The organism is Xanthobacter autotrophicus, from assembly GCF_005871085.1.
In the GTDB taxonomy this organism is placed as follows: domain Bacteria; phylum Pseudomonadota; class Alphaproteobacteria; order Rhizobiales; family Xanthobacteraceae; genus Xanthobacter; species Xanthobacter autotrophicus.
This window is the reverse complement of record NZ_VAUP01000022.1, coordinates 432,902-444,395: the sequence shown is the minus strand read 5'-3', so window position 1 is coordinate 444,395 and position 11,494 is coordinate 432,902. Positions and strand designations below refer to the sequence as shown.

At 65.5% G+C, this 11,494-nt stretch carries 11 protein-coding genes; 5 read left to right on the top strand and 6 right to left on the bottom strand.

Going from position 1 to position 11,494, the window contains the following annotated elements; translation table 11 throughout:
• Positions 1-56: 56 nt before the first annotated feature.
• Positions 57-518: a GatB/YqeY domain-containing protein gene (locus tag FBQ73_RS10830; RefSeq protein ID WP_138399481.1), complete on the bottom strand. Its 462-nt coding sequence runs from the start codon at positions 516-518 to the stop codon at positions 57-59.
• Between the two features lie 229 nt (positions 519-747).
• On the opposite strand from FBQ73_RS10830, the gene carA reads away from it, so the two are divergent.
• Complete coding sequence (gene carA / locus FBQ73_RS10825) at positions 748-1,983, top strand: glutamine-hydrolyzing carbamoyl-phosphate synthase small subunit (RefSeq protein WP_138399480.1); 1,236 nt, start codon at positions 748-750, stop codon at positions 1,981-1,983.
• A gap of 70 nt (positions 1,984-2,053) precedes the next feature.
• Here the strand turns inward: carA and FBQ73_RS10820 are convergent, their stop codons facing one another.
• Positions 2,054-2,743, bottom strand: coding sequence for a GntR family transcriptional regulator (locus FBQ73_RS10820; RefSeq protein WP_138399479.1), 690 nt, complete (start codon positions 2,741-2,743; stop codon positions 2,054-2,056).
• Positions 2,744-3,146: 403 nt separating this feature from the next.
• On the opposite strand from FBQ73_RS10820, the gene FBQ73_RS10815 reads away from it, so the two are divergent.
• The 3 genes from FBQ73_RS10815 to oxlT (FBQ73_RS10805) all read left to right on the top strand — a co-directional run bounded on the left by FBQ73_RS10815 (position 3,147) and on the right by oxlT (FBQ73_RS10805) (position 6,483).
• A complete protein-coding gene (locus FBQ73_RS10815; RefSeq protein WP_246089653.1) occupies positions 3,147-3,611 on the top strand; it encodes a CBS domain-containing protein in 465 nt (154 codons plus the stop codon).
• Between the two features lie 236 nt (positions 3,612-3,847).
• Positions 3,848-5,077 (top strand): formyl-CoA transferase, encoded by a 1,230-nt coding sequence (frc, locus tag FBQ73_RS10810; RefSeq protein ID WP_138399477.1) that lies wholly within the window; start codon positions 3,848-3,850, stop codon positions 5,075-5,077.
• Positions 5,078-5,184: 107 nt separating this feature from the next.
• Positions 5,185-6,483: an oxalate/formate MFS antiporter gene (gene oxlT / locus FBQ73_RS10805; RefSeq protein ID WP_138399476.1), complete on the top strand. Its 1,299-nt coding sequence runs from the start codon at positions 5,185-5,187 to the stop codon at positions 6,481-6,483.
• Positions 6,484-6,979: 496 nt separating this feature from the next.
• Here oxlT (FBQ73_RS10805) and FBQ73_RS22760 read toward each other — a convergent pair whose 3' ends face one another.
• Positions 6,980-7,243 (bottom strand): hypothetical protein, encoded by a 264-nt coding sequence (locus tag FBQ73_RS22760; RefSeq protein ID WP_170218818.1) that lies wholly within the window; start codon positions 7,241-7,243, stop codon positions 6,980-6,982.
• Here FBQ73_RS22760 and oxlT (FBQ73_RS10800) point away from each other — a divergent pair.
• Positions 7,158-8,468, top strand: a complete 1,311-nt coding sequence (gene oxlT, locus FBQ73_RS10800) for an oxalate/formate MFS antiporter (RefSeq protein WP_138399475.1) — start codon at positions 7,158-7,160, stop codon at positions 8,466-8,468. The genes FBQ73_RS22760 and oxlT (FBQ73_RS10800) overlap by 86 nt on opposite strands.
• A 148-nt stretch (positions 8,469-8,616) precedes the next feature.
• On the opposite strand, the gene FBQ73_RS10795 is transcribed toward oxlT (FBQ73_RS10800), so the two are convergent.
• The 3 genes from FBQ73_RS10795 to pgl all read right to left on the bottom strand — a co-directional run bounded on the left by FBQ73_RS10795 (position 8,617) and on the right by pgl (position 11,484).
• On the bottom strand, positions 8,617-8,838 hold the full coding sequence (locus FBQ73_RS10795; protein WP_138399474.1) for a hypothetical protein: 222 nt from the start codon (positions 8,836-8,838) through the stop codon (positions 8,617-8,619).
• 199 nt (positions 8,839-9,037) lie between these two features.
• A complete protein-coding gene (gene pgi / locus FBQ73_RS10790) occupies positions 9,038-10,681 on the bottom strand; it encodes a glucose-6-phosphate isomerase (RefSeq protein ID WP_138399473.1) in 1,644 nt (547 codons plus the stop codon).
• Positions 10,682-10,770: 89 nt separating this feature from the next.
• Positions 10,771-11,484, bottom strand: a complete 714-nt coding sequence (pgl, locus tag FBQ73_RS10785) for a 6-phosphogluconolactonase (RefSeq protein WP_138399472.1) — start codon at positions 11,482-11,484, stop codon at positions 10,771-10,773.
• Positions 11,485-11,494 lie beyond the last annotated feature (10 nt).

Below are 11,494 nucleotides of genomic sequence, written 5' to 3'. Positions count from 1 at the left end.
CGCCTTCTGTAAACAGAGAGGAGTGCCGGCGGGCCTGACCCGCCGGCGAAACGACCTCAGGCCGCGACGGTGAGGGCTTCCTTCACCCAGCCGGAGGCCTTGCCGAAGTCGATGGCGCCAGCGTGGCGCTCCTTCAGCACCGCCATGGTGCGGCCCATGTCCTTGATGCCCTTGGCCTCGATCTCGGTGATCACCGCCTGGATGGCGGCGCGGGTATCGGCTTCCGAGAGTTGCTGCGGCAGGAACGCCTGGATATAGGTGATTTCCTCGCGCTCCTGCTCGGCGAGCTCGGGGCGGGCGTTCTCCTCGTAGATCCTGGCGCTTTCCTCGCGCTGCTTGACCATCTTGGCGAGCAGGGCGCGCAGTTCGTCGTCGGTGAGGGGGTCCTTGCCATGGCCGCGCTGCTCGATGTCGCGGTCCTTGAGCGCGGCGTTGATCAGCCGGAGCGTGCCGGTACGGCGCTTGTCCTGGGCCTTAAGCGACTCTTTCAGGGCCGCGTTGATGTCGTCACGAAGCACGGAACATCGTCCTTGGTTGAAAGAAGGGATCATAAGGGGCGGGCGGGCCGGGGCACCGCTGGAGCAGAGAGCGGCTGGGCTGACCCGCTTGTACGCCTTCGGCTCCATCCAGAACGCCAGCCTGCGGAGGCATTTCATCACCGGTCCCACGACCGTCTGGCGCCGCGCCGCACAAATTCCCGCGCGTGACGCTGGAAACGTGACGCGCGAGCCTCTATCTAGGCGATCCATGACCAACGAACAAGACCACGCCCCGACCGCACCGGCCGAAGGCCGGGATGCGCGCCCCTCCTCCGAAGGCTGGAGCGAGCCCAGGCCCACCGCCGTCCTCGTCCTCGCGGACGGCACGGTCCTTGAGGGCTTCGGCATCGGCGCCGAAGCCCGTCTCGCCGGCGAAGTGTGCTTCAACACTGCCATCACCGGCTATGAGGAGATCCTCACCGACCCCTCCTACGCGGGCCAGATCATCACCTTTACGTTCCCGCACATCGGTAATGTGGGGACCAACGAGGAAGACGTCGAGACGGTGTCCATGGCCGCCGCCTCGGGCGTACGCGGCGTGGTGCTGCGCACCGCAATCACCGAGCCGTCCAACTACCGCGCTACCCGCAACCTGAATGAATGGCTGAAGGCGCGCGGCATTCCCGGCATCACCGGCATCGACACCCGCGCGCTCACCGCCCTCATCCGCGAGGCGGGCATGCCCAATGCGGTCATCGCCCATTCCGCCGACGGTGTCTTCGACATCGAGGCGCTGAAGGCTGAGGCGCAGGCTTGGCCGGGCCTCGTCGGGATGGACCTCGTGCCCGGTGTCACCTCCGTCCAGCGCTTCGGCTGGGACGAGACCACCTGGGAATGGGAAAAGGGTTACGGCCACCTGAATGCGCCCCGCCACCACGTGGTGGCGGTGGACTATGGCGTGAAGCGCAACATCCTGCGCCTGCTCGCCCGCGCCGGCTGCAAGGTGACGGTGGTTCCGGCCACCTCTTCGGCCGACGACATCCTGGCTTTGAAGCCGGACGGCGTGTTCCTCTCCAACGGCCCGGGCGATCCGGCGGCGACGGGGGAATATGCGGTGCCGGTGATCCGCCAGATCATCGAGACCGGTGTGCCCACCTTCGGCATCTGCCTCGGCCACCAGATGATCGGCCTCGCGGTGGGCGGACGCACGGTGAAGATGCACCAGGGCCACCACGGCGCCAACCATCCGGTCAAGGATCTCACCACCGGCAAGGTGGAGATCACCTCCATGAACCACGGCTTCGCGGTGGATCGCGAGACCCTGCCGAAGAATGCGGTGGAGACCCATATTTCCCTGTTCGACGGCTCGAATGCCGGTATCGCTCTGGCGGACCGGCCGGTGTTCTCGGTGCAGTACCACCCCGAGGCCAGTCCCGGGCCGCAGGACAGTCACTATCTCTTCGATCGCTTCGTCGAGATGATCGGCAAGCACAAGGCGGCCTGAGGGCCGCGTCGCAGATGCAAAAAGGCCGGCGCATGCGCCGGCCTTTTTTGTTGCGTGCGTCGAGGGACGCTCAGTCCAGGAAGTTACCGTGCTCGGCCACGTGGCGGGCAAGGCCCATGGTGTGCTCGCGCACCAGGCGCTCGGCGAGGTCGGGGTCGCGCTTCTCGATGGCTTCCACGATCTTCGTGTGGTCCACGATGGAGCGCTGGGCGCGGTGATCCTGGCCGATAGTGACCTTGCGCACCCCGCGCATGTGCGGAAACAGGTTTTCCGTGGTCTCGGCGATGAGCTGGCATCCGGACATGCGGATGATGAGCTTGTGGAAGGCAAGGTTCGCCTCGGAATATTCCGAGACGTAGTCTTCCGGATCGCGGTTGGCGAAGGCGCGCACGTTTTCCCGCAGCAGGCGGATCTCACCCTCGCTGGCCCGCTCGCAGGCAAGCCGGGCGGCCATGCTTTCCAGCGCGGCCCACACAGTGATCATCTCGATGATCTCCTGCTTGGTCTTGCGGACCACGAAGATGCCGCGGCGCGGCACGGAGCGTACGAAGCCTTCCTGCTCCAGCAGCGTCATGGCTTCGCGAATCGGCGTGCGCGAGACGCCGAGCCGTTCGGAGAGCTGGCGTTCCTCGAGGCGGATCTCCTCGGGGTGGCTGTAGATGTCCATCTCCATGATGGCCGCCTTCAGCGCCTTGTACGCCTTCATCCGGAAGCTCGATTCGGTCTCGATCGGCTTCACGTTGATATCTTGGTACGTCATCGCACCCTTTCGCCCCTGGCGGATCAGGTTCGCCGGACCAGCGCCGCGTGATTCCCGCCTTTGCGCACCATATACATCATATCTAATGGCAGCATGATTGCGGGGCGTAAGCAATGCCGCACCCGGTGCGCAGTTGCATTGCGATGCAGCAAAGATAACGGCCGGTTCATGCCGCAGTGCGCGTTGACAGAATGTATTTTGAATACCAGCATCTCTTCCAGAAGACGGGGCGGCATTTTCTGGCCCAAGCCCCGCTCGTGACGGCGAACACAGGGACGGATCCGGTCAGGTCAAACCGATTTGATTGGTGAATCCGTCCCTCAAATTGCGTGAGAGCACGTCACCCGGTCTGCTCGCTCTGCCAGCCGATCGCCCGTGTTCGAGCCAGGGGAGGACGCCAATGATGACCGTGGACGATATGCTGCGGGCCAAGCGCGATACCCGCATCATCACACTGCGCATGCATGAAACCGTAGCCGACGCCGTTTTGGTGATGAAGCGGGAGAATATTTCCTCCGTCATCGTCAAGGACGTGTGCGGCACAGAAGGCAACACCGTGGTCGGAGTCTTTTCCGAGCGCGATGTCACCCGCGCGGTGCTGGAGCACGGCGCCAATACGCCCAAGATGGTTCTCGCCAGCCTGCTGAAGCGGGACGTTATCAGCTGCGCTCTGGCCGACAGCGTGGAGACGGTGCTGCGGCTGATGGTGGAGCACCAGGTGCGCCACCTGCCGGTGATGCAGGAGCACAGTCTCGTGGGTGTCATCAGCGCCACCGACCTGATGCGCCACTACCTCAAGGAAGAGGAAGAGGCTCTTCGCGAGCCGGTCACCGCCGGTATGGAAGCAGGTCTCGCCGCCCTTAGGTGAGGTTCCCGTGCAAAAGGAATTGCGGGGACCGAATGACGGTGCTACATTTTGTATCTGGCATACGTAATTCAGTACACAAAAGTACCACGGACGATGCCCTCAGGGTCCAGTCCCCGCCGGCGCAAGCCGGTCGTCCAGCGAAGGGTGAGCCGTCGAAAGCCGGAACCCCAGCGAAGAGCAAGCCGGCGCAGACCGGCGGCTCCGCAATTCAGGGCAGGAAATCCGGGAGTGGATGCATGGGCAAGGCGCTTGACGGCGTGCGCGTCCTGGACATGACGCACGTGCAGTCTGGCCCGTCCGCCACGCAGCTTCTTGCGTGGCTGGGGGCAGAAGTTATCAAGGTCGAGATGCCGCGGCGCGGGGACATCACCCGTTCGCAGCTGCGCGACAAGTCCAATGTGGACAGTCTTTACTTTACGATGCTGAACGCCAACAAGCGTAGCGTCACCATCAACATCAAGACGCCCCAGGGCCAGGAGGCCATGGGCCGCCTGATCGACGCCTGCGACGTGCTGGTGGAGAATTTCGGCCCCGGCGTGCTGGACCGGCAGGGCTTCGGCTACGACGCCATCCGCGCTCGCAATCCCCGTCTCATCTATGCCTCCATCCGCGGTTTCGCGGAGGGCGCCGGGGTGGACGCCAAGGCCTATGAGACGATCGCTCAGGCCATGGGCGGCGCTATGAGCACCACCGGCTGGCGCTCCGGACCACCCACCGCCTCCAGCGCCCAGATCGGCGATACCGGAACCGGCATCCACTGCGTCACCGGCATTCTGGCAGCACTCTACCAGCGCACCGTCACCGGCGAGGGTCAGAAGGTGGACGTGGCCATGCAGGATTGCGTGGTGAACCTGCTGCGCGTGAAGCTCCGCGACCAGCAGCGCCTCGACGCCGGGCCGCTCACCGAATATCCCGGCGCCCCGGAAGGGGACTGCGTGCCGCGGGCCGGCAACTGCTCGGGCGGCGGCCAGCCCGGCGCGGCCCTGCGCTGCGCGCCGGGGGGCGAGAACGACTATTGCTACGTCATCATCCAGCCCCAGGGCTGGGCGCCGCTGATGCGTCTGGTCGGCCGCAAGGACCTTATCGACGATCCCAAGTTCGCCTCCCATGAGGCCCGCGCCCAGCGGCTGGAGCAGTGTTTCGAGGTCGTCGAGCGCTGGACTGCCAAGCGCACCAAGTTCGAAGTCATGGCCGCCCTGAAGGCCATCGACGTGCCGTGCGGCCCGGTGCTGTCCACCAAGGACATCCTGGAGGATCGCGCGCTCTATGACCGCGGCTTCCTGGTGGAGGTGCCGCATCCCGAGCGCGGCACCTATGTCACTGTGGGATCCCCCATCCATTTGTCCGCAAGCCATGTCCCCGTCGAGCGCGCGCCGCTCCTGGGCGAGCATACGGACGAGGTGCTGGCCACGCTCGGCTACACCCACGAAGAGATCGCCGGCATGCGTGCCGCCGGTGCAGTCTGACGGGAGAAAAACGCCCGTTTGAACATCCGCCGCTCCATGAGGGACAAAAAGAGGGTGGAGCGGTTACCAACATTCAAAAATATAAAAAGTCTCAAGGGGTAGGAAAAATGGTTGAAGCAGCAGTAAAGGTGCCTGCGACCAATCGCTGGTTGCAACTTATCGCCGGTATCGTCTGTATGGTGGCCGCGGCGAACATTCAGTATTCCTGGACGTTGTTCGTTCCGGAAATCGTCTCCACCCGCGGCTGGACGCGCGCCTCCGTGCAGGTGGCCTTCACCGTCTTCGTCGTAGTGCAGACCTGGCTGACGCCCATCGAGGGCTATTTCATCGACAAATACGGCCCGCGGGTCATGGTGCTGGTCGGCGGCGTGTTCACCGGCCTGTCCTGGGTGCTGAATTCCTATGCCGAGTCCCTCACGGCGCTCTATGTGGCGGCGGCTGTCGGCGGCATCGGCGTCGGTTGCGTCTACGCCACCTGCGTGAACGCCGCTCTGAAGTGGTTCCCGGATCGCCGCGGCCTCGCCGTGGGCCTCACCGCCGCCGGCTACGGCTCGGGCACCGTGCTCACCATCCTGCCCATCGCCGCCATGATCAAGACGAGCGGCTATCAGGAAACCTTCTTCACCTTCGGCCTGATCCAGGGCGCGGTGATCCTGCTCGCCGCCGGCTTCCTGCGGGCGCCGTCCAAGACCGAAGTGGTCTATTCGTCCACCGTCGCCCAGAGCCGGCGCGACTACACGCTGGGCGAGGCGCTCCGGACCCCCGTGTTCTGGATCATGCTTACCCTGTTCATTCTCACCGTGTCCGGCGGCCTCATGGCCGTGGCGCAGCTGGGCGTGATCGCCGAAGACCTTGGTGTGAAGCACATCAACGTCGACCTTTACTTCTTCGCCATGGCGGCGCTGCCCTTCGCCCTGATGCTCGACCGCATCCTGAACGGCTTCTCGCGTCCCTTCTTCGGCTGGATCTCCGACCATATCGGCCGTGAGAAGACCATGTTCTTCGCCTTCGCCATGGAAGGCATCGGCATCGTCGCGCTGGGCACGTTCGGCCACAATCCGTGGGCGTTCATCATCCTGTCCGGCGTGGTCTTCCTGGCCTGGGGCGAAGTCTACTCCCTGTTCTCGGCGACTGCCGCAGATACCTTCGGCTCCAAGCACATCGGCAAGATCTACGGCATGCTCTACACGGCCAAGGGCTTCGCAGCCCTACTGGTGCCGCTCGCCAACATCCTCATGGAGGCGACAGGCACCTGGACCACCGTGCTCTACACCGTCGCGGCCATGGACCTGACCGCTGCGTTCGGTGCGCTCTTCGTCCTGAGGCCCATGCTGGCGCGCCACCACCGGCTCAATGCCGAGGCGGCGGCGGCAGCAGCCTCCACCACCCGCGAAGTGCCCGCCTGACAGACGAGACCCGACCGGGGCGGCATCACCGCCCCGGTCGCCCGGTCAGGTTCCAAAGGTCCAGAAGATAAAGCAGTTGCCGGTCGGCCCAGGCTTTGGTCGATCAGGTCCCAAGTCGGAACCCCAAGCCGGGGCGCGTGAACGATCAGATCCGGACCCGGACGATCCGTGCCCCCTGGGTGTTGCCCCTCAGGTGTTGCCCCACCTGCGCGATGCGCAGGATGCCGGCAACCGAACCAGTCCCTCCGCCGTCCCAGTGGCGGCCCCTCAAGCCCCGGCCTTGTGCCGGGGCTTTTTTCGTTTGTGGGTCCTGCGAGGGGTGGATCTGATTTCGGATGCCGTCGTGCGCCGGGCTGTCGATTTCACGCAATCGCATGACGTATAAATAAGATATAAGTCCATGAGAGCAAATATAATTTCGTCGGGTGGAAGACGATGTCTGCTTCGTGCCCTGTTAGCGACGTCAGATTGTCTCAGGGTCATCTTCGGATAACGCTCAGAAGCGCCGGGATGTATCAGTTACATAGCCGTTAAATGCATTATGTATACCGTATTTTTGATACAGCTCCTCCCGTGGTACGCGAGCGGGCTCAATCAAGAAAGCCTGCATCAAGGATGGTGCCGTCACGGGCCGTTCATCGCTCTCGATGATCCCCAGTGAGAAAGGGAAGGAAATGTCGCAAAATCTTTCGACGCCCGTGCGCGGGCCGTTGGGCGGAAGGTGGATGCAGCTCGCCATCGGCGTGGTCTGCATGTCCATGATCGCCAATCTCCAGTACGGCTGGACGCTGTTCGTCGAACCGATGAACGAAAAGCACCAGTGGGGGCGCGCCGCCATCCAGGTGGCCTTTACCATCTTCGTCGTGTTCGAGACGTGGCTGGTCCCGGTGGAAGGCTGGTTCGTGGACAAGTTCGGACCGCGGCCCGTGGTGTTTATCGGCGGCATCCTGTGCGCCCTGTCCTGGGCGCTCAACTCCGTGGCTTCCAGCCTTGCGATGCTGTACGTCTCGGCGGCCCTCGGCGGCGCCGGTGCCGGCGCGGTCTACGGCACGGCCGTGGGTGCGGCGCTGAAGTGGTTCCCGGATCGCCGCGGCCTTGCCGCCGGCATCACCGCCGCCGGTTTCGGCGCCGGATCGGCCCTGACCATCGTGCCCATCGCGGCCATGATCAAGGCCCAGGGCTACGAGCACACCTTCCTGTTCTTCGGCCTGATCCAGGGTGCCGTCGTGCTTGTCGCGTCGCTCTTCCTGATGAGCCCGAAGCCCGGACAGGTGCCGGTCGTCGCCTCTACCTCCACCACCCAGAGCCGTCGCAGCTATGGTCCGGGGGAGATGCTGAAGGCCCCGGTGTTCTGGGTCATGTATCTGATGTTCGTTCTGGTGGCGGCGGGCGGCCTGATGGCGACGGCCCAGCTCGGCTCCATCGCGAAGGACTTCAAGATCGCCGACGTGCCGGTCTCTATCATGGGCCTCACTTTGCCGGCCCTGACCTTCGCCCTGTCCATCGACCGGGTGCTGAACGGCGTCACCCGCCCGTTCTTCGGCTGGGTGTCGGACAATATCGGGCGTGAGAACACCATGTTCATCGCCTTCTCGCTGGAAGCGGTGGGCGTGCTGGCGTTGGCCCATTTCGGCGCCGACCCGCTCGCGTTCGTGATTCTCACCGGTCTCGTCTTCTTCGCCTGGGGTGAGATCTACTCCCTCTTCCCGGCAACCTGTGGCGACACCTTCGGCTCGCGCTTCGCCACTACCAACGCCGGCCTGCTCTACACCGCGAAGGGCACTGCCTCGCTCGTGGTGCCGCTGGCTTCGGTCGCGGTTGCCAAGCTCGGCAACTGGGACCTGGTGTTCATGCTGACGGCAGGTGTCAACGCCATTGCGGCGCTCATGGCGCTCTTCGTCCTGAAGCCGTTGCGTGCTCGCTTCGTGTTGGGGGCGGTGGCGAAGGAGGACGTGGAGGTCCCCAGCGCCAAGGTCGTCAGCTGAAGATTGCCCGACGGACGGGGGCGGGGAAGCCCGGCCACGACCTCGGACTTCGCTTTGGCCCTCCTACCCCGGGCCTACCTTGAGGGAGCGGCTTGCCGCTCCCTTCTTTCTGTCCGCACCGGCATGTCCGCGGTCCGGGCTTTTCCGATCAGTTGTGGCGGGGAGAGACAGTCACCTCGACAGCGCTGGTCGCAGCGGTGCGAACCGAAGCGAGACGCGACTCCGACGGCTGCAGCAAAACGTCTTCCACCGGAATGCCCATGCCGCCGGCAACCGACATGTAAGGCTTCTGTGCGTTCAGGCCGGTAACCGCGAGCGAGAGCACAATGCCGAAAAGGCCGAAGGCCGTCAGTTCAAGCGCGTTCATCATCTTCTCTCCGGGCACCTCAAGTGCCGTCCCCGAATGAGCCCTCATGTGCGATGCACCACCGGGATCGACCTCTTCATAGCGCAGCCTGAAGTCGATGTGGTATACATAATACGCAGAGGGACCCCGCCATTGCTGCATAGCAGCATCGCACATGCGGTGGCGGTTCAGAATAGGACGCTACCTGTCTAGAGAGGCTGGGTCAGCCGCCGGAGAAGGCGTCGAGATGGGCGATCAGCCCGGAGGTGGAGGCCGACGCGCTGGCCGGGAGCGCCCCGCCGGTGACCGCCGGCAGGAACTGGGTGGCCAACTCCTTGCCCAGTTCCACGCCCCACTGGTCAAAGGCATTGATGCCCCACACCGCCGCTTCCACGAACACCCGGTGCTCGTAGAGCGCGATGATGCGCCCGAGGGTGAACGGGTCGAGGGTGGCATAGGCGATGGTCACCGACGGGCGATCGCCGGGGAAGACGCGATGGGGCGCAATCTCCGCCACCTTGTCGTCGGCCAGTCCCTTGGCCCTGAGCTGGGCCGTCGCCTCTTCCAGCGTGCGCCCGCGCATGAGCGCCTCGGACTGGGCCAGGCAATTGGCCACCAGCAGGTCCTGGTGGTCCTTCAGCGCCGGCTCGTGGCTCTGCGCGCCCACCAGGAATTCCACCGGCACGATGTCCGTGCCCTGGTGCAGCAGCTGGAAGAAGGCGTGCTGCGCATTGGTGCCGGGCTCGCCCCACACGATGGGGCCGGTGGGCCGGGCGACGGCGACTCCGTCCCGCGTCACGCTCTTGCCGTTGCTCTCCATGTCGAGCTGCTGGAGATAGGCCGGCAGCCGGGCGAGGCGCTGGTCGTAGGGGATGATGGCGCGGCTCGGGAAGCCGCAGGCGTTGCGGTGCCACAGCCCGATGAGGCCCAGCAGCACCGGAAGGTTCTGGTCGAGGGGAGCGGAGCGGAAGTGCTCGTCCATGGCCGCAGCGCCGGCAAGGAATTCCCGGAACCGGTCCGGGCCGATGGCGAGCATCAGCGGCAGGCCGATGGCCGACCACACCGAATAGCGCCCGCCCACCCAGTCCCAGAAGCCGAAGATGCGATCGGCCGGGATGCCGAAGGCCCCCACCTTGTCGAGCGCCGTAGAGACGGCGGCGAAATGGGCGCCCACGGCCTCCTCGCCGAGCGCATTCACGATGAAGGCGCGCGCGGTGGCGGCGTTGGTCATGGTCTCCACCGTGGTGAAGGTCTTGGAGGCCACGATGAACAGGGTGGTGGCGGGGTCCAGTCCCTTCAGCACGTCGGTGATGTGGGCGCTGTCTACGTTGGAGACGAAGTGGCAGCGCGGCCCGTCGTGATAGGGCGCGAGCGCCAGCGTCACCATGGCGGGGCCGAGGTCCGAGCCGCCGATGCCGATGTTAACCACGTCGGTGATGACGCCGCCCCGCGCCCCGGCGATGCGGCCCTCGCGCACGCCGGAGGCGAAATCGCCCAGCCGTGCCAGCGTCTCCACCACGCCGGGCTTCACGTCGATGCCGTCTACCTGGATGGTCTCTCTCGCCTGGTCACGGAGGGCGGTGTGCAGCACCGCGCGATCCTCGGTGAGGTTGATGTGATCGCCGGCGAACATGGCGTCGCGCTGCGCCTCAACGCGGCCGGCGCGGGCAAGCTCAAGGAGCTGGGTGAGGATGGCGTCTGATATGGCGGTCTTGGAGAAGTCAATGAGCAGGTCGCCATAGGCGACGGAAAAGCGCTCGAACCGGTCCGGCGTCGCGAACAGGTCGAGGATGCGTCCCTCGCGGGTGGTCCAAGCGGTGGCGAGGGCCTTGAAGGCGGCGTCGGTCGCAAGGGCGTTGGACGTCATGGGCGCAAAATCTCCGTCAGGCCCTTTGCGGGCAATGTGGGAAGCCGGGTCACTGAAAAAGGCGAAAGGCAATCTGAGCGGCTCGGACCCTAGGGGCACCAGAGCACGTCGAGCGGCGCACGCGCATTGGCGAGCACGGCGCGGATGGGCAGGTCCGCCCCGTCGCCGCCGGCGGCGGCGCGCTCCAGCACCGTGCGCTTGTTCGCGCCTTCAATGTGCAGCAGCAGCAGGTCGGCCGAGACGAGGGGTGGCAGGGTGAAGGTGATACGCGGCTCGCCGGCCCCCTCCGCCCGCACCGCGATGAGGGGAGCCGTGCCGGCCGGATCGATGGCGGCAGCGAGCGCCTGCGCACCGGGGAAGAAGGAGGCGGTATGCCCGTCATCCCCCATGCCCAGTACCACGGCGGCGAACGGGGCGGGCAGGGTGGCGATGGCGGTCTCGGCCTCCGCAAGTCCGTCTTCCGGCGTCGGCGCGCCGGTGAAGAGTGGCACGAACCGGGCGGCCGCGGCAGGACCCTTCAGCAGGTAACGCCGGACCAGGGCGGCGTTGGAGCGGTCCGAGGTCTCCGGTACCCAGCGCTCGTCCACCAGGGTCACAGCGATGCGGCTCCAGTCCAGCGGGGCTCCGGATAGGGTCTCGAAGAAGCGCGTCGGCGTGCGCCCACCGGAAACGGCAAGGCTCGCCGAACCGTCGCGGGCAAGGCGGGCGCGCAGCGCCTCCGCCACATGTGCCGCCAGGGCGCGGGCGAGGGCGGCGGGGTTGTCATAGGCGGCGAGAGCGAAGGGGAGTGCGGGTGTCGTCATTGGGGTCTCG